The organism is Clostridium sp. AM43-3BH, from assembly GCF_003479985.1.
In the GTDB taxonomy this organism is placed as follows: Bacteria; Bacillota; Clostridia; order Lachnospirales; family Lachnospiraceae; genus Otoolea; species Otoolea fessa.
The window spans coordinates 54,673-79,235 of sequence record NZ_QUIH01000010.1; the positions used below are offsets into that span (position 1 = coordinate 54,673).

The following is a 24,563-nucleotide window of genomic DNA, read 5'->3' on the forward strand; positions in this document are numbered from 1 at the left end:
TCGGCAGTAAACGAAAATTGGTTCGTTTACTGCCGATTTTTGCGTTTATGCTATATCTATACAACCGCCGGCTCCAGGAGGAGCTTGCCGGTTTTGTAGCGTTCTTTGCTGAATAACTTGATATCCATGCTGTCCTCCTGCCCGGCGAGATGGTTTGCCATGAGAATGGCGATGCGGGGGGAGACCATGAAACCGTGACCAGAGAACCCACAGACGCTGTAAAATCCTTTTGCCTCAGCCGCCTCGTCGATGACAGGGTTGCAGTCCGGGCTTAAATCGTACTGTCCAGCCCACTGGCGGACCACTTTCAGTTTCCGCAGAATCGGAAGTGCTTCACACATGACAGCGCAGTTCTTTTCCAGAAACTGCCAGGAAGAATTGAAATTGTAGCTGGGGGCTTCGTGGGGGCCGATGCCCATGACGAAGCTTCCATGCGGTGTCTGCTGGACATAATAGGAACGGTGGAAGGACATGACCATGCAGTCGATGAGAGGTGCAACCGGCTCGGTTACCAGCGCCTGATGGCGTTCCGAGGTAACAGGAATATCCTCACCAACCATTTTAGCCAGCTCTGGCGCATGGACGTTGGCACAGTTGATGACGGTTCTGGCTTCAAAGGTTCCGTTTGTTGTCTCAACGGCGTGGATGCGTCCGGCTTTCGTTTGAAGCCCGGTGACCTCGGTGTAGGTCAGAAATTCAACACCCATCCGTTTGGCACCCTGTGCGTAGGCCTGTGTACACTGGAACGGATCTGCGTGACCATCCTTCTGGCAGAAGGTAGCGCCAAACATACCGTCGGTATTCAGGTATGGAACAATCTCTTTTGCTTCTTTTAAATCGACGGCGCGGGAATCAATGCCGAGCTTATGCTGGACTTTGAGGTTTTCCTGAAATTGTGCCCATTCTTTTTCTGTATAAGCAACCAGAAGATAGCCGCCCTGATGGAGACCGCAGCTGCGCGTATAGCCGGTATATTCTTCCAGATGTTCAAAGATATGGGTACTTTCCAGAGCGATCCGCGCGTTCAGCTCGGATCCCCACTGCTGGCGGATACCGGCGCCGCAGCGGCCCGTTGCGCCGGAGGTCAGAAAGCGTTTCTCAATCAGGAGGATGTCTGTGATTCCACGCTTGGCGAGTTCAAATGCGGTGGCACATCCAATAATGCCTCCGCCGATAATGATGACATCGTAGGCTTTTTTCATTCGCAGCCACCTCCTTTTGTAGCAGATGGATCGTAGGATCCGTAAGAACCTTCATCCCCGTCCTGGACGGTTTCTTCCCAGGCGTCTGCCAGAGCGCCCATGCTGATAGGTTTGACAGGAGGGCGGAAGGTTGGCATCAGGACCTCTTCCAGAGGAAGTTTATAATAGGAAGAGAGTTCCTGTGCGATCAACATCCGGCAGGTACGTCCCTGACAGGGACCCATTCCAGCACGGGTTACACGTTTAATTTCGTCGATGGTGCGGTAACCATCCTGAATACATTTTAAAATGTCCTCGCGGGTTAAATCTTCACATCGGCAGAGGATTGTGTTTTTATCATCCATTTTGATACCCCCCTACTTTGATTGCCCGAACGTCCATGGCAAGTTCCTTCGGAACCGCCAGACAGACAATGTTGGTTTTATTTTTAGCGCCGCCCTGGATGATCTGTACGACCGGGAACCAGCCGAGTGCTTCGCCGGAGCGGTTCAGACCGCAGGCAAGCTCTCCTTTTTTAGGAAGCGGCAGAAATTCAAACGGAAGCTTTACGAGGGCTTCGGTCGGGCTGTATGTTTTATCAACGATGAAAATGGCAAGACCCGGGCACTTCAGCATACAGGCACCGCAGCCATTGCAGACATCAAAATCAATTTCGGGTGTCTCGTTGATATCTGGCTCAATGTGGATTGCTTTTTTTACACAGGCCTTTGTACAGGGATTGCAGGGGATTTTCTGAAAACACTCTGCGATGGCAACGGCGCCCTTTAAAAAACGTGTTTCATCCGGCGTAACTGCTTCAATGGCTTCTTTATCCGGGATTCCTGTCTGAATTAACATACGGATGCGCCTCCTTTCCTGCATATGTCATGCTCCAGGCGAAGTTTACGGGCTTTTTCCAGACCGCTTAAAATTCTGGCACCGGCAGGACCGGAGCGCAGTTCAGAAAGCTCCGAACGGGCAGCTTCCTTTTCGGCTGCCGCCCGGACAGGCTCATAGCCGAGGCTTTCGGCAGCGGCACATCCGGCGAGACGGCCTTCCACCATAGCGGAAGAGGCTTCTTCGATTCCGGAAACATCGCCGGCTGCATAGACGCCCGGAACCGAGGTTTCCAGGTTTTCATCGGTCAGCGGGATATGCCCGGATAATTCGCGGATAAATGCCATATCACAGCCAGCCTGCCAGCAAAGCTCGGTCAGCGGAGCCAGTCCGACTGCCAGACAGAGCGTATCGCAGGGAATCGTCTCTTCCGTGCCGGGGACAGGCTGGAACTGGGAGTCAACCTGTACGATGACAACGCCCTCAAGGGCATCAGTTCCATACGCTTTTTCGATCGTATAACCAGTCCGGATAGGAACACCGGCGCGGCGGATTTTCGAGGCATGGACCAGATAACCGCCGATTTTTGGGGCGGCTTCAATAATGCCGGCAACCTCAACCCCTGCCTGCATTAGCTGATAGGAGACAATCAGACCGATATTGCCTGCACCGACCATTAAAACACGTTCAGCCGGTTTGACGCCGGCGACATTCATGAGGGTCTGCACGGCACCGGCACCGTAGATACCGGGAAGATCATTGCCGGGAAATTCCAGAAACTTTTCAGAAGCGCCGGTGGCGAGAATGATTTTGGATGGGCGGATTTTCATGTGTTTTCCGTGATAAAAAACAGTAACGATGCCGTCCTCATAGATTCCCAGCACGGTTGCTTCTGTCAAAATTTCAATATTTGGATGGTGTTTCGCTTTTTCTATCAGCAGGTTTCCGATGTGGATGCCGCGTTCTCCGGCATATTGTTTTTCGGAACCAAAAAATTTGTGCGTCTGTTTGACTAACTGACCGCCGGGGAGGTAATCGCGCTCACATAAGAGGACGCTGGCTCCCAGCTCGGCGGCGGCACAGGCAGCAGAGAGACCCGCCGGTCCGCCTCCGATGACGAGAATTTCGGTCTGTTTGATCATAGGACAACCCCCTTTCCGTGCTGTTCTTCCACTTTCATGCCGGCCTTTACGCGGGTCACGCAGACGCGGACATTTGGCTCACCGTCTACAGTCATGAAACAAGAGGAACAGTTGCCGATGGCACAAAAAAGACCTCTTGGACGGTGCAGATGGGGACTGTGTCCCAGTGTGCGGATGCCAGCCGCATGCAGGGCGGCGGCGATGGTTTCGTGGGTAAAGCCGGTGATGGGCTGACCGTTATAGTAAAAAACGACCTCTTCTCCCCGGTCAAAATCCAGGACAGGATGTTCTTCCAGTCGCATACAGATCTCCTCCTCATATAATCAAGTGTTTTTTATTGAAAATTCAAGGTTTTTCAACCTTTCATATCTCAGTGAATAAGCCACAGCTATGAGCATTTCGATGTATCAGGTACTGAAATAGCGGTTGAATGGTATACGAAATAAAACGTCATTGATTTTCGCTTTACTGGTCTTGCGTATGCCCTTCCCTCTATGGTAGCTAACCTCCTATATCCACCAGGATCATCTCTGTCTCCAGAGGTCCTAACTTCCTTCGTTCTGCCTACCCATAACCAGGGTGTCAGCTATGCTCCTTTACGGGGTCATGCCCCTTGGTGATGATTTCTGCCGACTACTGGCTCATTCTTTGTATTATTGATTACTGACTCGCTTCCTGTTCCAGCACTGTGATCAGTGGACGTTATCTGTTACATTCCGCTTGATTCAGTGGCTGTCCACATGACAGCCTCCATTACAGTTACTTATCTTTCTTACGCAGCCTGTAGATAAACTGCTGGTCTCTTGATGTCACTGACCATCTTTTTCGGATCATAATCCACACCTTTCGTCAGAATGGCATAAAAGACTCGTATCAGCTTAGCTGCAATTGCCATAAGTGACTGCATTTTCTTCAATGGATTTAGTCTTCTGGTTGTGTAATAATTATGGAGTTCCCTGAACTCCTGGTTCTTCGACACAAGTGACATTGCAACCTCAAAGAGTAGATATATAAGTCTCTTTCGACCTCGTCTGCTTATTGTTGTCTCGCCCTTGTGCTTTCCCAAACTATTTTCAACCAATGCCAATCCTGCAAGTTTCTGCAGTTCCTTCGGATTGTTGAAGCGGCTGATATCACCTACTTCTGCAAGGAATCCTGACACTGTCCTGATTCCCACACCTTTGATCTCTAACAGCTTTTCAGTCATCGGAATCTTTCTTACCAGTTCTTCAATTAGAACCATAACTTCCTGTAGACGCGTATTTCTGGATTCATAGTCCTCCAGAAGCATTCGAATTTCCATTTTTCCAGACACCGCACCTTCTTTGCTTCCAACGCTGTGCTCAGCAGCTTCTATCAGGGTCTTCGCCCTCGCCTTTCCAACTGCTCTTAACTTCGCATCACGCCAGATTTGGTTCACTCCATCGATACCTAACGTCAGGATATCTTCAGGGAGTGGTGCTGTTTTAAGGATTAGCATTCCGCTCTTGGCATCCGACTTTCCGTATACCGTCTTATATTCAGGAAAATATATATTGAACCAACGACTGATCCTGTTTTGAATTCTTGTAAGTTCCGCCTGTAACTGGAATCTTATGTTTGATGCTGTTCTAAGATCAGCATAAACACCATCCGGCAGATATGGGATCATGTAACGTCCCTCTCTAACTAATCCTGCTATAACTTTCGGATCCTTACGGTCATTTTTAGTCGGATTATTGTCGTCGAGTTCTTTTGATTTTTTCACATGGTGAGGATTTACAAGCACCGGTTTCATTTCATTATCCTGTAGAAACTTTCCAAGATTGAACCAGTAATGCCCGGTCGGTTCCATACCTGGAATCACCTTATCCTTCTCATGTCTTTCTTTGAGGTCCAGGATCCATTCCTTAAATGTCACAAATCCGGCCTCTGTGTTGCTAAACTTAAATGGCTTCTTCGAATACTCGATTCCTCTGTAATCAAAAGCTCTGGCATAGTGCATTTCACTTCCGACATCAATTCCGAGTACCAAAGTTTTTTCTGTAATAGCTTCAATTTTTGCGTTCTGTGTGTTAGACTTCATTGTAGATACCTCTCTGTATAATAAGATTTTTACTAACCTGCCAGTCAGTAGTCTTATTGTACTCTGAGGTATTTTCAATTTTCAACGTCTACGCTTTTTATTATACAGGAAGCTCCTTTCCTCTGTTATAAGGTTAATGACTATGGATTAATATCCTTCAACTCCCATCTGCTTGCAGATTTCAGCAAGTTGCGGATCCACATATTTTCCGTTTTCCTCAATTGTCACGCCATCTACGATAATTGTAGGTTTCGATACTACACCGTCTGTGTGAGAAGCTGCTGTCCAGTAGCTTCCGCGAATCATTTTACCCTGACTTCCAATACCAAATTCCATGCATCCAAAAATTCGTTCATCTTCTACGATACGTCCGGTTGGTTTCATAACGCCCGGATTGAATCCGAGTGAATAGTGTGCCAAACGGAACATATTCGGATCGTTGAACGAATGCAGCCATGCGCTGAAACGTTCGGCCTCTTTTCCGCCTTCAATCTTAGTTACACGTCCATTTTCCAAGGTGAGTTTCACATTTTCAGAAATTGCACCCATGTCGGTCGGCGGGAAAATCGCAACATCGAATACAAGGGTTCCATTAATCGTTTCCTCTATTGGACACCAGCTAATCTGGCCAGCCATCATGAACGGATACCCCTTAAAGGTTGCCAGCTGACCGGAGTGACGAACTTTTCTTCCCTCATTTTGGGCTGTTAAATAAGTTCCATTATTATCTTTAATGATAATATCGTTTCCTGCCTCTAATTTAGCCTTTAAAGCCTCTCCCAGCTCTACTACCTTGTTAACATCGACTCTTCCGATACAATTCACGATCATGGTTGCATCCATACCGGTAAGATTAATGTAACGGCAGCCAAAATCAATTGCTCTCTTCCATGCATCACTCAGGAAGATGGAACCGTATGATAACTCAATCCAGACATCGGAAACAGCAACTGCATTTCCAAGCGGAGCCGCCGGTTCTGAATAGGTACTTAAATTGGTCGGTGCGAAAACAAGCAGCGGATTGGCTCCAACAGTATAAGCTGCGCTCATGAGAGCTTCCAGTACACGTTTATCCGTAGAGGTATCTCCGGTAATTACTACGTTCTCTCCCGGCTGCACCAGCATAACATCGTGCACCAACTTGTACGCAGCCTTACTGACCTCATACGATAAATAGTCCTTCGACATCTCAATTCCAATCGGGTATTCCATAGTTCCTCCTTTCCCTAACATTCATAATTTTAAGTATACTATTTTGAAATTCGCGAAAAATATTTTTCTTTGTCTTGATCTTAGCATATAAATCAAATAAAATGAAATTATGTTATTTTATAAAGTGATAAATCTGTATTATACAGACTTTAGTCTGAATTTTGGTCTACAAATTCAAGAATACCAAGGCATTCTTGCTACTAAATGTGCGTTATTTCACATTTGATATAGCCACCCCCCCACTAAACGCCTTATACAGATATTCACGCAGAAAGGAGAGAGTATATCTGTGTTAAATTATAAGCTCAGTACCTTTTTAGAGCTCTGTGAAACGAAAAATTATACCAAAACCGCTGAAAAGCTTCATATGACTCAACCAGCCGTAACTCAGCACATCAAATATCTGGAACAGTATTACGGAACAAAACTATTTTATTATGATGAGAAAAAAAGACTTCACCTAACCGATCAAGGACGTCTCCTCCGCTCATATGCCCAATCTGTACAGGCTGATTCAGAAATCATAAAAAACCGGCTTTCTGTCCCCATCAACGAACCTGACGTTTTCAAACTGGGTTCCCTGACCGGATTCGGAGAAACATTTGCTGCAAAAGTAATGGGAAAATATTTGGACAAATACCCTGAAAAAAAGGTCAGCATCTATATGGGAGAATCTGATGACTTGTTAGTTCAATTAGCAAACGGAAGAATCCAGGCTTGTATTGTGGATACCTACTGTCCACCGGAAGAATATGAATGTCACGAATTATTCGAGTCTGAAACCATCTGCATCTGCGCTCCCACTCATCCGCTGGCCGGAAAAACCGTAGATTTTAAAGAATTAAATCCCTATCGGTTGATTTTCAGAGAAGAAGGTTCAAAATCCTATCTCAATCTGCGTTCTATTCTTCACGGTTACAATCAGGACATACATAATTTCGCCTCTTTTGTAGAAGTCGGAACCATCAATACCATTCACAATCTTGTCATTGAAAATGTTGGTCTCTCATTTGTATACAAGTTTGTCGTACAGAAAAAACTGGATCGCGGTGTTATGAGCCAGATTTTTATTAACGATTTTAAAAACAAAACCTTCATTAATTATGTATGGATGAAGAACAGCTTTTTCGCTGAAAAAAACAGGGAATTCCTGGATATATGCAAACATTATCTTTCCAGTCTGGGAGATCTGAATTTATAAGAAGGAATGTGCCATGGCACATAGAACGAGGTTTCCTATGGCAGAAAACAGCCGCTCCGCAATCTTATTGATCGCGAAGCGGCTGTCGACACTTATGTTTTTGATAGTGGGTCTACGCAGATGCCAGCAGTCTTGATAAGAATGCCTTGGTCCGTTTATGCTGCGGGGCGGTAAAGATCTGCTCTGGCTTTCCTTCCTCAACCACATAGCCGTCTGCCATAAAGAGCACCCGGTCAGAAACATCACGGGCAAAGCCCATCTCATGGGTGACAATGACCATCGTCATTCCCGATTTTGCCAGCTCCTTCATGACGTTTAAAACCTCTCCGACCAGCTCTGGATCGAGTGCGGAGGTTGGTTCGTCAAAGAGGAGCGCTTTTGGCTGCATCGCCAGTGCTCTGGCGATGGCAACCCGCTGCTTCTGTCCGCCGGAGAGAGTGACGGGCTTTACATCGGCTTTATCTGCCAGACCTACCTTGTCAAGCAGCTCCATTCCCAGCTTTTCAGCCTCCGGTTTCTTCATATGACCGGTCAGAATCGGTGCGAGCGTAATATTATCCAGCACACTCATCATGGGAAATAAATTAAAGCTCTGAAATATCATGCCGACTTCTTCCCGGAATCTCCGGATATCTGCCTTTGGTTCCAGCATATTTTTGCCTTCGTATTCAATAACACCGCTGGTGGCTACCTACAGCTGATTGATGCATCGGAGAAATGTACTTTTCCCGGAACCGGATGGTCCGATGATACAGACAACCTCACCTTCGTTTACATCCAGGTTAATGTCCTTTAATACTTCCAGATCTCCAAATTTTTTTGAAAGATGTTCTATATGAATCATGCAATTCTCCCCCTTTTCCCGGCTAGATTGATAGGCGTTTTTACGAGCTATGAAGCCTTTAAAATCCGGTTGCTTGGCTTTCCGCGAAGCTTTTTCTCGATATATTTCTGGAGCAGGATCAAAATAGAGATCAGCACCAGATAGAAAATTGCTCCGGTTGTATAACCCTCGATTACCTTAAAGTTGAGCGCGGTGTAGTTATTAATCTGTTTTGTAATCTCGTTGACTACAATGACGGATAAAAGAGCGGTATCTTTCACGGATGTGATAAACTGGTTAAACAGCGGAGGCAGGACAATCCGGAACGCCTGCGGTATGATGATATGGACCAGCGTCTGTCTGTATGTAAGTCCCAGTGAAAAACCAGCTTCCTTCTGTCCGACGTCGATGCTTTCCAATGCGCCACGGACGATTTCTGAAATAAATGCGCCCGAGTTCATCATGATTGTGACAATACCGGCGGTATTGCTTGAAAGTTCGATGCCGGTTATCTTAGGAATGACAAAGTAGATATATAAGGCCTGCACAATCAGCGGCGTACCGCGGATGATCCAGATATATACATTGGCGATAATTTTTGCAATCTTGTTGTGGGACTGAAGCGCATATCCAGAAAGGCATCCGATGATGAAGCCAAGTGTAATACCGACACCCGCAATCATCAGGGTAACCTTCAGACCACGGAACAGCATCGGTAAAAGTACTGTTAAAAAACTAAAATCCATCAAATCTCTCCTGTCTTTGTGTTATTCACACCATTTCGCTTCCAGTTCTGCGATGGTTCCGTCCTCTTCCAGTGCATCGATAGCCGCATCAAAAGCATCTTTGACGGTCGGGTTTTCTTTGCAGAAATCAAAGGAAAGTGCAATCGCGTATGGAGACTGTCCCTGATTGAAATCATCACCGGCAATTGCAAGCTTGGTGCCGTCGGTTGTCTTAACGTAGTAGGCAGCTCCGGCGAGATCCTGTAAGCAGGCATCTACCTTACCCTGTTCCAGGGATTCATAACAGGAGTGATGGTATCGTGTACCCCGATGCAGGATTCTGGGAAATTTGCCTGTGCGTACATGTGGGAGGCAGTTCCTTTTTCAACTGCTACCTTGTAGTCACCGCTTCGGAGTGCTTCTTCGCCGGTAATCTCTTTCGGACTGCTTTCGGTATTGACCATGACAACCTGACCTGCGTCATAATATGTCTTGGAGAAGTTCATGACCTCTTTTCTCTGGTCGGTTGCACACAGGGCAGCCATGCCTATATCCAGCTTTCCCTCTGCCAGGGAGGCAGTCAGTGCGGAATAATCCATAACCTGGATATCACCGTCCAGCTCAAATCCCAGATAATCTTTCAGGGCGTTCATCATATCGATATCAAACCCAATCAATGTGGTTCCGTCTGTGTCGTAGTAAGTAAACGGCGCGAACAGTGCGGTGGTACCGAATTTAAGCTTTACGCCTTTCAGCGCGTCCTTGGCGCCAGCGCTGGTTTCTTTCGTTTCATCGGAGGAAGCGGTCGTATCTTCCGCTGGGGCATCGGTAGCAGCTGCGGTTGTTTCTGCCGGAGCAGAAGACTGTCCGCATCCTGCCATTGCCATAGCTGCTAAAGCCATCATTGCCGTTGCTGTTATCACCTTTTTTTCATAATGGTTCCTCCTCTTTTTCAGCTGTGCCCGCGGTAAGCCGGCACGTGATCAGTTGCCATATAAATAAAAACAAGGACGCATTCATCGTAAAAGAGATGCGCCCTTGCAATTATTTTCTGTTATGTTTATTCTGCTTTTCCTGAATTGATGCCAATTATACGTGCGGTTTTTCGATATGTCAACTGAAAAATCTGCCATTTGTGTTATATATTAAAAATTTTGTGTAATTTATATTAAAAAACGATATTGAAAGTAATTTACTGGAAAAATTAAACGGAATGCGGTAATGTATAAAAAAATATTCAATATACGATAAATAAACGAGGCGATTTTTCGCTAAAATGAAAAAAACTGCGCGCGTATTAGGGGGAACGAAATACGCACGCAGTTATCCGCTATAGGAATTGGATAAATGTCAAATAAGAACACCCTCTTTGTAGACACTGCACAGATGGTCGGTAAACGCGTGCAGGTCATCGAGCGGGTTAGCATCCAGAATCAGGATATCCGCCAGTTTGCCAGCCTCGATCGAGCCGCGCTGTGTGCCGATGCCGAGTTCGTTGGCAGCTGCGATGGTCGCACACCGGATGACATCTGCGTTTGGCATGCCGTATTCGTGCATGGTAAACATTTCCAGGTAGGCGGACGGGTGCGGACCAAAGTTGGCAGAGCCGGCGTCACTTCCGAGAATGATTTTCACACCGATTTCCATTGCCTTTTTAAAGGATTTCCGCTGGTTTTCAGCGACTACCTTTGCTTTTTCTACAATCACATCAGCGATGATGCCCTCGCTCTCTACAAGACTCTTGTAAACGGCTACCGTCGGTACCCAGCACTGTCCCTGTTCCTTCATTTTTAGAAGGATTTCTTCGGTCATTTCAGCGCCGTGCTCGATCGTATCGATGCCAGCGTCCACGCATTTGGAGATGGCGTCATAGGAGAGCGCATGGGCGGCTACCTTCATATTCAGGCGGTGCGCCTCATACACCAGTGTTTCCAGTTCTTTCGGCGAATACATACACGGACCGACATCTTCCAGACCGGCAGCTCCGCCGCTCGCCATGATTTTTGCCCAGTGGATCGGCGGGATTGACATTTCGATATCATAGCCCTTTAAGCGCTTGATGCGATCGATCAGCTGTGCCTCCGTATTTGCGATAAAACCAATCATCGGGCAGTGTCCGTAGGAACCCTGGATGGCGCTTCCGGCAGGGAGAATATTGGCGCCCTGGATAATTCCACGGTTGATCGCGCTTGCCAGCGGAATGGAGGCGTCATCGTGGGAGCCGACATCTCGGACGGTGGTAACACCCGCTTTCAGGGAATCCATTGCGCCGCGGACACCCTTTGCAAAGCAGACATAGTTGCCGTCTTTGATGGTATCCCCCATCGGATCCGGGGAAGTACCATCCCAGACAAGGTGGACATGGGCGTCCATGACGCCAGGAGTCAGATATTTGCCGGTACAGTCGACCGCGTCCGCTCCGTCCGGGGCTTTTTCGTCCAGTGAAACGATTTTTTTGTTTTCAATTTTAACATCAGCTGAGAAAAAGGTTCCTTTTTCTACATCCAGCACGTGTGCATTTTTCAGATAAAAAGCCATGAAATCCCTTCTTTCTTAATGGAAACGGCAGTTCCAAACGCGGTGGAAAATTGCAGTCGCGCCGGGACTGCCGGTTAAACACAATGAGTATTATTTATGCAGCTTCGCCTGCCAGTGTTTTCTGTGTGCAGGCAGATACGATAACGAGTACCAGGATAGAGATAGGAGCTGCAATCAGAGCACTCTGATATCCGCCCGGGCATCCGAGGAGTTCCCAGGTAAGTGTTGCAATCGCGCCGCAAAGCATGGACAGGAAGCCAGCCGGACGGGTTACTTTCTTAGAGAACATGGAGCCGAGGACTGCTGGTGTGATGCTGGCGCCGATCATGGTGTAGGACCAGTTCTGAAGCGCCAGAATTGTCGGGAAGAAGTTTAAAATAATCAGGGCGATGATACCGATTAAAGCAGTACCGATCCGGTTTACCCAGAGTGTCTGGGAGTCGTCCGGAGTTTTATTGATATACTGTTTGTAGAAGTCATACGTAACACTGGTTCCACAGGTCAGCAGGTAAGAAGTACCGGTTGTGATGATGAATGCGGTGGAAGCTGCTAACAGCATGCCGCCGATGAATGCCGGAATAATCGTCGTGGTAGACAGGAAGGACATACCTGCGTCAATGTTGGTACCAAATAAAACGCTTCCGGTGAAGGCGATGATGCCGACGCACGGCATAACGATGAGCGCCATAACGCCCCATCCGATGATGGCGTTTCTGGCTGTCTTATCAGTCTTGGCAGCGGTCAGACGGGTATAGAAGTTCTGGTCGCCGGTCTCAAGAAGGATAAGCGGCAGGAAAGAACCGATCCAGATGATGATGTTGCGTCCGCCGAAGAAGGAAAGCTTATTCGGGTCGATTGCAGCTGCGGTGGCGGTGATGGACTCCCAGCCGCCTCCGGCTTTGAGGACAAACGGAACACCGACGATACAACAGGCAACGATTAGGAATGCGCTGACTGCATCTGTCCATGCAACGGAGAAAAGACCGCCGGTAACAGAGAGGATAATAATGATAATAGTTGCGATCACGGTAGAGGTTTTCGGATCAATACCGGTTGTAATATTTAAAACGTATCCAAATCCTTTGTACTGTGAAGCAATGATACCAGCCATACCGAAGAGGTTGATGACAGAACCTAGGATCCGGGTCTCAGCGCCGTATTTCTGCTGGAGAATCTGCGGTACGGTAAAACAATTGCTCTTTCGAATCTGCTTGTATACACACATATAGATGATACAGAAAACGATGAACGGGATAACCCACTGGATACCAGCCCAGTAGCCGTAGTTGTAAGCGAGCGAGTTGCCGCCGCCGGTGATGGTTCCGCTTCCGACGGAAGTCGCGAGCAGTGTTCCCATTAAGACGAACGGACCTAAGCTTCGACCGGCGAGTGCATAGTCTTCACTGCTTTTTATTTTTTTTGATGCCCAGGCGCCGATTCCAATCATAACACCAAAATAAACAATAACGAAAATCAACAGGTGAGGGGCAGTTTTAAGTTCCATAAATGTCATAGTCATTTCCTCCTTGCTGTAATGGTTCAGAATGCGTTTTATTTATTCTACATTCAGATAACTTTTCGCTTCATAGACGGTGCCCTCTTTCATGACAAAGGAGCAGTCGCGCAAGGCATCCTTGTCGGTGAGAAGATCCCGCTTCCATCCGGCGATATCGGCGTATTTGCCTTTTTCGATAGTGCCGGTGATGGAGTCAATTTCACAGATTTCTGCGTTATTTTTCGTGGCAGCCTGTAAGATACGGAAAGCATCCATGCCGCTCTCCATCATGCAGCGGAATTCCATGCCGCTTTCATAATTCTGGTAGGCAGCGACGAAATCGGTGCCGTAGCCCAGCTTGATGTGGCTGTCCACGATGATTTTCCGACCTTTCTGCATCCGTTCCTGATAAATTCCCAGCTTGCGCTGAAATTCCGGGGACTTCTGTGCCATTTTTTTCGGATCCGGATAAATCGCTTCATGGAACGGGCTGAAGGTAGGAACCAGATAGGTTCCGGTCTGTTCAAACATTTCGGCGGATTCTTCATCCATGAGGGAGCCGTGCTCGATTCCCGTGATACCGAAGCCCATCAGTTTTTTCATGAGGCGCGGTCCGTAGGCGTGAGCCGTGACCGGAATTCGGAGTTCTCTGGCGGTATCGAAAATCGCTTTAAATTCCGCATCATTTAACTGGATGTCGTCCGGATCATCATACGGAGTGGCAAATCCGCCGGTTGCCATGATTTTGATAAAATCGGCGCCGAGCTTTTTCTCCCGCCGGACCGCTGCCGTGAAGAAATCCGGTCCATTTCCAAGCCCGGAATACTGGTGTTCCATGAAATCGCAGAGAACCGGGTTGCTCCGGACGGTCTGCGTCATGTCCGCATGGCTTCCGGTTGTACCGAGAAGATGCGGGGCAACAACCAGGCGGGCGCCAGGGAGATATCCCTCGTTGATTGCCCGTTTGACGTCGAGTTCATAGGATTCCCGGAACCATCCCATTGAGCGGATAGTTGTGAAACCGCCGTGCAGGGCACGTTCGGCGGTGCAATAGGTGGCGAGTGTGCGGTAACCGTCGGAGTTGTAGATGGTATCGCTGTAGACATCGCGCCAGTTGAAAAATTCCGGGTGCATATGAGCGTCGATCATGCCGGGAGTCACGGTCAGGTGGCTTAAATCCAAGATTTCAGTTCCCTCCGGACATGGGAGGTTGCTGCCGACTTCTTCAATGTATTGGCCGTGGACCAGAATTTCTGCGTGTTCAAGAAAACGAGCTTCCAGTCCGGTATATAATTTTCCGCATAGAATTTTAATCCATTTATCCGACATGTACCTACCTCCTGTGTGTTCAATTTTGTAAAACAATTTTTAGATGAATGCACTCACTGAATATGTTCACTAAAAAAATACCACAGGTTCAGAGCAAAAGTCAATAATTAATCTGATAATTTGCTAATTTCATTTATTATAACAGAAATAGTTGAAAGAAAATGTAATATATGAATCAATATAGACAGAATACAGGATGTACAGAAGTCTGAACGATAGTTTATAGACAAAACACCGGAATGGAATTGTGATGAATGCCCAGCAGTTCCATTCCGGTATCTAAAAAGAAATTTCACGAAATTAAATCGGTTTTCTAATATATGAAAAGATGATTTCCCACCATTTTAATGCCTGGGTATCGATATCAAACTGTCTGCGCCGCAGCAGCCAGTCCAGAAGCATTCCGCGGCTCGACTGGAGCATCAGATCATAGAAATCATATTCGTCTAAATCTGCCCGGATGGAATCTTCCTTCTGGCAGGCTTCAAACAGGGAATGATAAATCTGGTAGAGAGCGCGGCTTCCATCCGTCAGGGTGGATTCCTCCTGCTGATTCCGGAGGTTGTAGATATAGAGGCTCCGCAGGTTGCTGTAGCTGGAAACGGCTTTCTGGACGAAGAAATAAAAGCGGGCAAGCTTGTCCATGGCGGACAGATCCCTGTATTTTGCATGGGTACTCAGCTGCTCATAGAAGTTGACGTAGAGATCGTCCAACGGTTCCGCATTCTGCGCCGCCATCTCTTCTTTATTTTTAAAATAGCGGTAGATGGAGCCGACCGAGGTCTGAGCCGCATCCGCAATATCCTGGATGGTGACATCCTCAAATCCCTTTGTTTCAAAGAGATCAAGCGCACAGGTCAGGATGCGTTTCCGCGTTTCCAGCGCCTGCTGTTTTCGTTTGGTTAAATTTTCGCTCATATATGTCCATGCAGAAGCGCACCGTCTTCTGCCCCCTTCCTGAAATTCATGGTAAATAAGTATCCTGATTTTATTATATCGGATTTTGTGTAAATATGCCAATGAAAAAAGTGTAAAGTCAATTGAATTTATAGGATAAAATTCATATTTATGAAATAGCGGTGGCATGGAAACTTTGGAAAAACGCATCCCCCACCAGCGATAAACTCCGTTCTTTCCGTTTGACCAGACAGATACTTGAATGGATCTGCGGCTGGGTGATGATCCGGCGGATCAGGGCGGGATCGGAATTTAAACAGAGGGCAGATTCAGGCGCGAGCGCGATGCCCAGCCCTTCGGACGCCCATAAAAGGGCGGTTCTGGCATCGTCGGCAATGCAGACGATGTTCGGTTCCAGCGCCTGTTCTTCAAAATATCCCAGAATCAGCGGCTGCCAGCGGCGGTAAAGGATGAGCGGCGCGCGGGTGAGGGCGGAGAGAGGGAGAGACGCGGGTGTATGGCTTTTTTGTGGTTCGGATGCAGGAATATCAGTCAGGAGGGCATTCGGGCATTCCTGGTAATGGCTCCAGATCATTTCGCGCCCGATCGCCAGAAACGCCTCCGGCGGCAGTGTCTGCATCTCCAGCCCGGCTTTGGCAAATGGCGTCCGGATCACGGCGAGGTCGATCTGGTTGGAGTGAAGCAGATCGAGCAGGTGGTAGGAATTGGACTCATGGAGTTCAAACAGGGCTTTGGGATAGGATCGCCGGAATGGGGCAAGATAATGCCGGGTCACAAATTCGACGGCGGAGGAGATGATGCCAAGGCGCACAACGCCCTGAATCTCCTGTTTCTGTGCAGTCAGCTCCGTGCGGGCAGCCTGGCTCAGATCGAGGATCGCAAGCGCCCGGTCATAGAACGTCTTTCCAGCAGGTGTCAGTCGGATGCGGCGGGAACCGCGCTCAAACAGCGTCACACCCAGTTCTGCCTCCAGAAGCTTCATCTGGTGGCTGAGCGGCGGTTGTGAGATATTCAGTTTTTTGGCTGCCTGGGAAATATTTCCCTCGTTGACGATGGTGGTGAAGTAGGATAACTGGCGAAGTTCCATAAATGCTCCTTCCTGTTCGGATTCGTTGTAAAACTGTGTATACGGCAGATATATTATATAACAAAATCCGATAGAATAACAGGCGAACTATATTTTTTCGATATATATTCTATATTCGAATGGTATTTTTCAGGCTCCTTGAATTCTGGTATGATACATAAGCAGGTATATACTGGAAATTCCAGAGAAATAAAAGTGTAGCAATAATACGGAAGGGAGTGGGCAGAAATGAAAGAACTGCTGGATATGTTTCTGACGTTTGCCAGAATTGGAGGGTTTACCTTCGGCGGCGGATATGCGATGCTGCCGATGCTGCAGAAAGAGGTAGTCAATGGACGCCATTGGGCGACGGATGAAGAATTGATGGATTACTACGCGATTGGTCAGTGTACACCGGGTATCATCGCGGTCAACACGGCGACGTTTGTCGGTTATAAAAATCGGGGGATTCCGGGGGCAATTGCGGCGACACTGGGAGTCATTGCACCGTCGCTTGTCATCATTATGATTATCGCGGCGTTTATCTCGAACTTTATTGAACTTAGCTTTGTGAGCAGCGCCTTTGCAGGCATCCGCGCCTGCGTCTGTGTGCTGATCGGCAGTGCGGTTGTCAAACTGGCAAAGAAATCGCTGGTTGATAAAGGCGCGATCGCGATTGCGGCGGTTGTGTTTGTACTGTCACTGTTTACATCGGTTTCCCCGGCGCTTCTTGTTGTCGTGGCGGGTGCGATCGGGATTGTACTGAAGGGCGGAAAGGGGGAGAAGAAATGATGCTGATACTTGAATTATGCTTCCGCTTCTTCTGCTGCGGACTGTTTGCGATTGGAGGCGGACTGGCGACCCTCCCGTTCCTTTACAATATTTCCAAGGAGACGGGATGGTATACCTTTAATGATATTTCCAACATGATCGCTGTCTCCGAGTCCACACCGGGACCGATGGGAGTCAATATGGCGACCTACGTCGGCTTCCATATTAAGGGGATTCTCGGCGGACTGGCAGCGCCACTCTCACTGGTGCTTCCGTCGGTCATCATCATTGTGATTATCTCGAAGATTCTCGATAAATTTAAATCATCCGCGATCGTACAGAATGCGCTCTATGGACTTCGCGCGGCATCTACCGCCCTGATTGCGGCAGCCGGTATCGGCGTGGCAAAGATAGCGTTCCTCCATGTCGGCGAGGATGGCAGCCTGGTGCTTTCCAAGCTGTTTTCCATCATCAACTGGAAGGCGATCGTACTGGCGCTTGCGATCTGGTACGGCTTAGTCAAATGGAAAAAGCACCCGATCTTCTACATCGTGGCGGCGGCTGTGATTGGAATCGTGTTCCAGTTCCACTAGGGAAGATAGAAGAAAATAGAACCATTTCCAGAAGGGGTAGTGCAGTATCTGTATACTCTTTTGGGGTGGTTCTTTTTTTGTCATAGGAGGCTTCGACCTATGACAAAAAATGCTCCGTGGGATGCGCCAAGGCACATTTTTTGCTTATGGGACTTTCTTTATAAGAAAGCATGACAATAAAGTGAAATAATGATTAGAAACAGAATGAATAAAACTGAATTACACAACAATTACAAAAATATAATCAGATAAATAAAGAATAATATGGAAAATAATTAGAAATAATACTTGACAAAACAGAAATTATCTAGTAAAATAAAACCATCAAAAGAAACAGAGATAACCCCAACAAACGGTTACCATAGTTTCTAGGACGAAATAAGGAACAAGGAGGACGGTCCAATGGGATAGTTAGTTACTAAAAAACATGATCATGGTTTTAAAAACCGAATTTATCCAATAAATAAAAAGATAAAAATCGGTATCGATGGAATCCATCATCATACAATCTCTAAAAGAGTTTACATAGATACATGTAATCAAAGGAGGAGATTCATATGAAAGGAAGAGGTCCATAGCACATTTAAAACAAAATATAAAAGAAAGAGAGGTTATATAGTGAAACTTCGGGATATTTCATAAAAGAGCTGTCTGATGACGAGAAAGTCGGACAGCTCTTTTTTTGTTTCATAGAAAATCGAAGCAAGCGCAGCAGAAAGGTTGACGAATGAAGTCAAAAAGGATATTCTGGAGAATGAAAATTATATACATTACAAAATGAAGGGAATTGTTGGAGGTATCTATTTAAAATGAATGAAAACAACATGGTCATTAAAGACGCCAGAACACTGGGTCTGCCGAAGATGCTGCTTTTAGGTTTGCAGCATATGTTCGCGATGTTCGGCGCAACGATCCTGGTGCCGATTCTGGTCAATACCTATTTTGAGGGAGAGGGACTTTCGATTCAGGTAACGCTGATGTGTGCGGGTCTGGGAACACTGTTTTTCCATGCCTGCTCTAAGTTAAAGGTCCCGGCGTTCCTCGGTTCCTCGTTCGCATTCCTCGGTGGATTTGCGACGGTGGCAAACTTGGACAGCGGTATTTTTGCAGATATGACGATGGGTGAGAAATTGCCATATGCCTGCGGCGGTATCGTGGTAGCTGGTGCGCTGTACCTGATTCTGGCGCTGATCATCAAGCTGGCAGGCGTGGAGCGTGTCATGCACTATCTGCCGCCGGTTGTGACAGGTCCGATCATCATATGTATCGGTCTTTCGCTGGCGCCGTCCGCAATTGCCAACGCATCGACAAACTGGCTGATTGCGTTGATTGCGCTGGGAACCATCATCATTTTTAATATCTGGGGCAAGGGAATGTTCAAGATCATTCCGATTCTGATGGGCGTTGTGATCTCCTATGCAGCGGCGGCAGTTTTCCAGATGATGGGAATGACAAACCCGGACGGAAGTGCGATCCTGAATTTCTCAGAGGTAGCGACGGCTTCCTGGGTCGGACTTCCTCCGTTCCAGCTGTGCAAATTTGACCCGACGGCGGTCATGGTAATGGCGCCGATCGCGCTTGCGACGATGATGGAACATATCGGCGATATGTCGGCGATCTCCGCGACGGTCGGAGAAAATTTCCTTGCGGATCCGGGACTGCACCGGACGCTGGTCGGCGATGGTATCGCAACATCTCTGTCGGCACTCGTTGGCGGTCCTGCCAATACGACTTACGGTGAAAATACGGGCGTTCTGGAATTAAGCCGTGTTCATGACCCGCGTGTCATCCGGATTGCAGCTGTCTTTGCTGTGATTCTGAGCTTTATTCCGAAGATGGCAGAGGTCATCGGTTCGATGCCGTCTGCTATCATCGGCGGCGTTAGTTTCATGCTATACGGTATGATCTCCGCGATCGGTGTCCGCAACGTGGTCGAAAACCAGGTGGATTTAACCAAATCCCGGAATCTGGTAATCGCTGCGGTAATTCTGGTCTGCGGGCTGGGATTCTCCGACGGTCTGACCTTTGAGGCGGCAGGAACTTCGGTTACTCTGACAGGTCTTGCGATCGCAGCGATTGCGGGCGTTCTGCTCAACGTGATTCTTCCGGGTAATGATTACCAGTTCGGCAAGAATTTACAGGGCGACATCAACCGCGGTGTGGCGATCAATCCGAATCCGAAGAAACGGCAGGAATAAAAAATATAAAAATTTTCAGTCCTAAAATTGGGACGAACCATTTCAGATGTATAATCCGCCTGCATTTCCACATACTACCCATAAGACACACGATATGGCAAACGTGGTATGCAGGAGGAAGAATCATGAAAGCTACAGGAATTGTGAGAAGAATCGATGATCTGGGTCGCGTTGTCATCCCGAAAGAGATACGCCGGACGCTGCGCCTTCGGGAAGGGACGCCGCTTGAGATATTCACGGACCGCGAGGGCGAAATCATATTGAAAAAATATTCACCGATGGTGGAGCTGGCGGCATTTGCCGTGCAGTACGCGGAGGCGATGGCGCAGTCCACGGGGCTGATGGTCTGCATCGCGGACCGGGATCAGATCATCGCGGTATCCGGGGGACCAAAGAAGGAATATTACCAGAAGACGATCAGCCGGGCGCTGGAGCTGGCAGTCTCCGAACGTCAGAATATCTGTGCGGCGCGGGGAGAAAAAGCATTTATCCCGATTACCTCGGATGAGATGGAGGAGAGCAGCGCCGAGGTGATTGTGCCGATTTTGAGCGAGGGCGATGCGATCGGGGCGGTGATTCTCCTCAGCCGGGAGGCAAAGCAGGCGCTTGGAGGGGCGGAGATGAAGCTGGCGGCGACGGCAGCCGGATTTCTGGGACGTCAGATGGAAGGATAAAAAAGATAAATGAGATAAATCTGCCTGGAAACAGGCGGTGAGAGAAAAAAGAAGACGGGATCGATGGAAAACGTAAAGAGAGATAAAACTCCTGGGCGGTTGTCCATCGATCCTGTTTTTGATAGTCCTGTATTTGATAAAAACTGGTATTCGATATAACAGATATATCGAAAAACAGACGAAAGCGCAAGGAAGTTCACAGATACTCCATGATTTTTCACAGAAAAAACACAGCAAGGCGCACGACAAACGCATGAGTAAATAAATTGTGAACACGCCCCTTTTTTGTTAAAATTAAGAAAGAGAGGTTATATAGTGAAACTTCGAGATATTTCATAAAAGAGCTGTCTGATGACGAGAAAGTCGGACAGCTCTTCTTATGTTTAGCTTTTTATGTGTGCAGTGGAAAGGGTTCCGCTGTTATTTTTTTGCTTTGACACGGTCTCCGCGCTCTGGAAGCAGAAAGATACAGATTAAAGAACTGATAAACAGCATGCTTGGATAGAACAGAAGCGGCATGACCTCAAAGGCAGACAGTTCATAGCCCAGCTCATGAACCGCCGATAATGCTACCAGCATCTGAGCACCGTAAGGCAGGATTCCCTGGGAGATACAGGAAAAGGTATCCAGAAGGGAGGCTGTCTTTCTGGCACTGATGCCATAATCTTCAGAAATTTCCTTTGCAATAGGGTTGGCCATAACGATAGCTACTGTGTTATTGGCAGTTGCGATATCCAGCAGGGTAACTAAAAGGCCGACACCAAACTGACCGCCGCGTTTTCCGCGGAAGATGCGATGAATAACGTTAAGAAGAACATCGAAGCCACCGTTTTCACGGATCAGTGCGCACATAGCTGCAACTAAGATGGCAACCATACTGGTCTCAAACATGCCGGAAGTGCCGGAACCCATGTTGGTAAGCATTTCCCAGGGAGTAGTCTGGCCGGAGCCCAGCATAATGATGGCACCGGATACGATTCCGACTAACAGAACGACAAATACCTGAATACCGGCAATGCCGCCTGCTAATACCAGAAGATAGGGGATCAGCTGAATCAGGTTGTATGGTTTTATGATGGCAGCTCCCGGATCCTGATGGAAGGAAACGACCAGGATAAGTGCCAGGGAAGCGATGGCAGCCGGAAGTGCGATGCCGAAGTTCTCACGGAATTTATCCTTCATAGCACATCCCTGACCGTTGCAGGCTGCGATGGTTGTATCGGAGATGAAAGAGAGATTATCTCCAAACATGGCACCGCCGATGACAGATGCGACGCAAAGGGCCAGAGAGAAACCAGAGGTCTCAGATACGGCAGCGGCAATCGGAACGATCAGGGTGATGGTTCCAACGGAGGTTCCCATGGAGGTAGAGACAAAGCACGCTACCACAAAGAGAACAGCAACGGAAAAACGGGCCGGGATAAGAGACAGCATCAGATAAGCAACGCTTTCAGCACTGCTTCGTCCTACGACACCGACAAAGGTTCCGGCTGTCAGGAAGATGAGAAGCATGGTGATGATGTTCTTATCTCCGATGCCTTGCCCCATCAGCTCCAGTTTCCGGTCAAAGGAAAGAGAACGGTTCTGGAAACAGGCCGTCAGGATCGCAAGCATAAATGCGACAACAATCGGAATGTTGTAAAAGCCCATCGGGATCTTCATGATATATTCTGACCAGATTCCTAGCCCCAGATAAAAGATCAGAAATACAGCGATAGGCAGAAGGGAAGATAGTTTTTGCTTTTTCATAATAATTTTCAGCCTTTCTATATGTTTGCCGTAATAGGCCGGATATACATTATTTGATCTTACCATAAGAATGGGATTCAGGCAAGTAAAGAAGACAGTGTAACTGTAACGAAAAGGTTGACGAAAGCCTGTAAAAACAATATTCTGAAAGACGGAGAAAAGCATGCAAAAACGATAGAAAACATGATCGGAAAAGAGAAGTATGCTGAATAAGATGGAGGTATATCGGAAATGATATAAAAGCACAAGGGATTTCACAGATACTACACGGGTTTTCACCAAAAAATCACAGTGTGAAGTGCTTGCGTGTGCTTCAAACTATGATTTTGGCGATGCTTCGCATTTAAAATCGGAAAAATCTGCTGCCTAAACGGCATCGTACGGAATTTTCAGTTTAGAAAATTCCTATTTGCGAGTCGTAACGATTGTCGGTTCGGAATGTGAGGAAAAGTGCAAAAAACCTTGACAAAGCAAGGAGAAATGTATATAAATGTAAAGTAAGATTTGCGGGCATGTACGAAGAAAACTAAGAGGATTCATGTGCAAAGATATAAGCTAGGAGGAATATACGATGAACAAGACAGAATTAATCGCAGTTGTAGCTGAGAAAGCAGAGCTTTCCAAGAAAGACGCAGAGAAGGCAATCAAGGCTTTCACAGATGCAGTATCCGAGGAACTGGTTAAGGGCGGAAAGATTCAGCTGGTTGGCTTTGGTACTTTTGAGGTAGCTGAGAGAGCAGCTAGAGAGGGAAGAAACCCGAAGACCGGCGAGACCATGCCGATCGCAGCTTCCAAGACTCCGAAGTTCAAAGCTGGTAAAGCATTAAAGGATATGGTAAACGCATAATTATCTCAGACATATATGTGTGACAGACAGCCCTTCGTGATAAAATATCATGGAGGGCTTTAGTATTATAGGAGCGAAGGGATTCCGCCAGGATGAAAGTGCCCTGCAAGGGGCTATGGAAAGGAAAAATATGAGGCTAGATAAGTATTTGAAAGTGTCCCGCATCATCAAGAGAAGAACCGTAGCCAATGAAGCGTGTGACAGCGGACGAGTGATGCTGAATGATAAAGTGGCAAGAGCCAGCGCGGAGGTCAAGGTTGGGGATGTGATTGAAATTGCCTTCGGCAATAAATCGGTGAAGGTCCGCATTACAAGCGTACAGGAGACCATCCGCAAGGAAGATGCCAAAGAAATGTTTGAATACCTGTAAAAATCCAAGAGACGTCAGTAAAAGGCGCGGAGGACGAAATGCCAAGAAATATAGAGCGGGATGAAAAAGAGGCGATGCGCCGGAAAGAACAGCTGATGGAAGCTGGATTCAGGCTGTTTTCGCAATATGGGATCGAGAATGTCAGCTTACAAAGAGTGGCGGACGCTGCGGAAGTGGGCGTTGCGACCCTATATAACTATTATCAGACGAAGGTCAAGCTTGTGATAGCGATCAGCGGAAAAATCTGGGGCGATCTCTGGAAGAAGATTCTGGAAGAAAAGGGACCGGAGATATTTGAATCATTCACGGCGTATCAGTACATTGAGTTTTATACGGACCAGATCATCCGGATTTACCGGGAACGCCCGGAAATACTCCGGTTCAGTAATAACTATAAAAACTTTATCTCCCGGGAGAAAGTCAAGGGGGAAGCGCTGGCTGAACATCTGGATGTTTTGAAGCCGGCAGGAGCGCTGTATCATAAGTTCTATGAGCAGGCGAGGAGCGATAAAAGCATCCGGACCGATATCCCGGAGCAGCAGTTATTTACAAGCGTTGCGATTGCGATGCTGGCGGTGGCTGAGCGCTATGCACAGGGAATTGTGTGGGCGGACGATCACAAGGAAGACCACACGCAGGAACTGGAATTTTTAAAAGGAATGCTCCTGACATGGTGCAGAACCCCGGAGAACCTGGGAAAACAATGATATAAAGAAGGGAAATAAAAAAAGAAGTCAAGAGAATGAGGTGCCCCCTCAAAGTTAGACTTTTACGAGACGACTTCGGTCGTCTCGTTTTTCTTTATGCGCTTAAAAGAACAGATTCTGTC

24 protein-coding genes and 1 pseudogene are annotated in these 24,563 nt (G+C 47.4%); 8 read left to right on the plus strand and 17 right to left on the minus strand.

Annotation, left to right across the window (positions count from 1 at the left end):
- Nucleotides 1-56: 56 nt before the first annotated feature.
- The 7 genes from DW931_RS14465 to DW931_RS14495 all read right to left on the minus strand — a co-directional run bounded on the left by DW931_RS14465 (nt 57) and on the right by DW931_RS14495 (nt 6,437).
- Nucleotides 57-1,202: an FAD-binding oxidoreductase gene (locus DW931_RS14465; RefSeq protein WP_022359572.1), complete on the minus strand. Its 1,146-nt coding sequence runs from the start codon at nt 1,200-1,202 to the stop codon at nt 57-59.
- Nucleotides 1,199-1,546 (minus strand): (2Fe-2S)-binding protein, encoded by a 348-nt coding sequence (locus DW931_RS14470; protein ID WP_118466984.1) that lies wholly within the window; start codon nt 1,544-1,546, stop codon nt 1,199-1,201. Before DW931_RS14470 ends, DW931_RS14465 begins: the two co-directional genes overlap by 4 nt.
- Nucleotides 1,539-2,039 (minus strand): 4Fe-4S binding protein, encoded by a 501-nt coding sequence (locus DW931_RS14475; protein WP_118466982.1) that lies wholly within the window; start codon nt 2,037-2,039, stop codon nt 1,539-1,541. The genes DW931_RS14470 and DW931_RS14475 overlap by 8 nt, the downstream gene beginning before the upstream one ends.
- Nucleotides 2,033-3,157, minus strand: a complete 1,125-nt coding sequence (locus tag DW931_RS14480; RefSeq protein ID WP_118467738.1) for an NAD(P)/FAD-dependent oxidoreductase — start codon at nt 3,155-3,157, stop codon at nt 2,033-2,035. Before DW931_RS14480 ends, DW931_RS14475 begins: the two co-directional genes overlap by 7 nt.
- A complete protein-coding gene (locus DW931_RS14485) occupies nt 3,157-3,462 on the minus strand; it encodes a (2Fe-2S)-binding protein (protein WP_022359568.1) in 306 nt (101 codons plus the stop codon). The genes DW931_RS14480 and DW931_RS14485 overlap by 1 nt, the downstream gene beginning before the upstream one ends.
- Nucleotides 3,463-3,932: 470 nt before the next feature.
- The gene (locus DW931_RS14490) at nt 3,933-5,225 is read right to left on the minus strand and encodes an IS110 family transposase (protein ID WP_118482241.1); all 1,293 of its coding nucleotides are present in this window, start codon (nt 5,223-5,225) and stop codon (nt 3,933-3,935) included.
- Nucleotides 5,226-5,372: 147 nt separating this feature from the next.
- Nucleotides 5,373-6,437 carry a hypothetical protein gene (locus DW931_RS14495; protein ID WP_118466978.1) on the minus strand — a complete coding sequence of 355 codons (1,065 nt, stop codon included), beginning with the start codon at nt 6,435-6,437 and terminating at the stop codon, nt 5,373-5,375.
- A gap of 289 nt (nt 6,438-6,726) precedes the next feature.
- Here DW931_RS14495 and DW931_RS14500 point away from each other — a divergent pair, with 289 nt between their 5' ends.
- Nucleotides 6,727-7,638, plus strand: a complete 912-nt coding sequence (locus tag DW931_RS14500) for a LysR family transcriptional regulator (protein ID WP_118627002.1) — start codon at nt 6,727-6,729, stop codon at nt 7,636-7,638.
- Between the two features lie 112 nt (nt 7,639-7,750).
- On the opposite strand, the pseudogene DW931_RS14505 reads toward DW931_RS14500, so the two are convergent.
- From DW931_RS14505 to DW931_RS14540, 9 genes and pseudogenes are all read right to left on the minus strand, one after another.
- Nucleotides 7,751-8,482, minus strand: a pseudogene (locus DW931_RS14505) (amino acid ABC transporter ATP-binding protein).
- Nucleotides 8,483-8,529: 47 nt separating this feature from the next.
- Nucleotides 8,530-9,207: an amino acid ABC transporter permease gene (locus DW931_RS14510; protein ID WP_118469429.1), complete on the minus strand. Its 678-nt coding sequence runs from the start codon at nt 9,205-9,207 to the stop codon at nt 8,530-8,532.
- 21 nt (nt 9,208-9,228) lie between these two features.
- On the minus strand, nt 9,229-9,525 hold the full coding sequence (locus DW931_RS16425) for a transporter substrate-binding domain-containing protein (protein ID WP_333491458.1): 297 nt from the start codon (nt 9,523-9,525) through the stop codon (nt 9,229-9,231).
- Complete coding sequence (locus tag DW931_RS14515; RefSeq protein WP_243036962.1) at nt 9,462-10,109, minus strand: transporter substrate-binding domain-containing protein; 648 nt, start codon at nt 10,107-10,109, stop codon at nt 9,462-9,464. Before DW931_RS14515 ends, DW931_RS16425 begins: the two co-directional genes overlap by 64 nt.
- 427 nt (nt 10,110-10,536) lie before the next feature.
- Nucleotides 10,537-11,724 carry an amidohydrolase family protein gene (locus tag DW931_RS14520; protein WP_118469430.1) on the minus strand — a complete coding sequence of 396 codons (1,188 nt, stop codon included), beginning with the start codon at nt 11,722-11,724 and terminating at the stop codon, nt 10,537-10,539.
- Between the two features lie 94 nt (nt 11,725-11,818).
- A complete protein-coding gene (locus DW931_RS14525) occupies nt 11,819-13,237 on the minus strand; it encodes a sodium:solute symporter family protein (protein WP_182429154.1) in 1,419 nt (472 codons plus the stop codon).
- Nucleotides 13,238-13,279: 42 nt separating this feature from the next.
- Complete coding sequence (locus DW931_RS14530; RefSeq protein ID WP_118469432.1) at nt 13,280-14,548, minus strand: amidohydrolase family protein; 1,269 nt, start codon at nt 14,546-14,548, stop codon at nt 13,280-13,282.
- Nucleotides 14,549-14,848: 300 nt separating this feature from the next.
- Nucleotides 14,849-15,466 (minus strand): TetR/AcrR family transcriptional regulator, encoded by a 618-nt coding sequence (locus tag DW931_RS14535; RefSeq protein ID WP_182426683.1) that lies wholly within the window; start codon nt 15,464-15,466, stop codon nt 14,849-14,851.
- Between the two features lie 148 nt (nt 15,467-15,614).
- Nucleotides 15,615-16,553, minus strand: coding sequence for a LysR family transcriptional regulator (locus DW931_RS14540; RefSeq protein ID WP_118469434.1), 939 nt, complete (start codon nt 16,551-16,553; stop codon nt 15,615-15,617).
- 228 nt (nt 16,554-16,781) lie between these two features.
- Here DW931_RS14540 and DW931_RS14545 point away from each other — a divergent pair, with 228 nt between their 5' ends.
- The 4 genes from DW931_RS14545 to spoVT all read left to right on the plus strand — a co-directional run bounded on the left by DW931_RS14545 (nt 16,782) and on the right by spoVT (nt 20,768).
- On the plus strand, nt 16,782-17,324 hold the full coding sequence (locus DW931_RS14545) for a chromate transporter (RefSeq protein ID WP_118469435.1): 543 nt from the start codon (nt 16,782-16,784) through the stop codon (nt 17,322-17,324).
- Nucleotides 17,321-17,896 carry a chromate transporter gene (locus DW931_RS14550; RefSeq protein ID WP_227589736.1) on the plus strand — a complete coding sequence of 192 codons (576 nt, stop codon included), beginning with the start codon at nt 17,321-17,323 and terminating at the stop codon, nt 17,894-17,896. Before DW931_RS14545 ends, DW931_RS14550 begins: the two co-directional genes overlap by 4 nt.
- 809 nt (nt 17,897-18,705) lie before the next feature.
- Nucleotides 18,706-20,094, plus strand: coding sequence for a uracil-xanthine permease family protein (locus DW931_RS14555; RefSeq protein WP_118469436.1), 1,389 nt, complete (start codon nt 18,706-18,708; stop codon nt 20,092-20,094).
- Nucleotides 20,095-20,219: 125 nt separating this feature from the next.
- Nucleotides 20,220-20,768, plus strand: a complete 549-nt coding sequence (spoVT, locus tag DW931_RS14560) for a stage V sporulation protein T (RefSeq protein WP_118469437.1) — start codon at nt 20,220-20,222, stop codon at nt 20,766-20,768.
- 420 nt (nt 20,769-21,188) lie between these two features.
- Here the strand turns inward: spoVT and DW931_RS14565 are convergent, their stop codons facing one another.
- The gene (locus DW931_RS14565) at nt 21,189-22,517 is read right to left on the minus strand and encodes a Na+/H+ antiporter NhaC family protein (protein WP_118469438.1); all 1,329 of its coding nucleotides are present in this window, start codon (nt 22,515-22,517) and stop codon (nt 21,189-21,191) included.
- Between the two features lie 571 nt (nt 22,518-23,088).
- Between DW931_RS14565 and DW931_RS14570 the strand changes: the two genes are divergently transcribed.
- The 3 genes from DW931_RS14570 to DW931_RS14580 all read left to right on the plus strand — a co-directional run bounded on the left by DW931_RS14570 (nt 23,089) and on the right by DW931_RS14580 (nt 24,441).
- On the plus strand, nt 23,089-23,364 hold the full coding sequence (locus tag DW931_RS14570) for an HU family DNA-binding protein (protein WP_022360642.1): 276 nt from the start codon (nt 23,089-23,091) through the stop codon (nt 23,362-23,364).
- A gap of 130 nt (nt 23,365-23,494) precedes the next feature.
- Nucleotides 23,495-23,734, plus strand: coding sequence for an RNA-binding S4 domain-containing protein (locus DW931_RS14575; RefSeq protein ID WP_022346712.1), 240 nt, complete (start codon nt 23,495-23,497; stop codon nt 23,732-23,734).
- A gap of 38 nt (nt 23,735-23,772) precedes the next feature.
- Nucleotides 23,773-24,441: a TetR/AcrR family transcriptional regulator gene (locus DW931_RS14580; protein WP_118469439.1), complete on the plus strand. Its 669-nt coding sequence runs from the start codon at nt 23,773-23,775 to the stop codon at nt 24,439-24,441.
- The last annotated feature ends 122 nt before the right edge of the window (nt 24,442-24,563 follow it).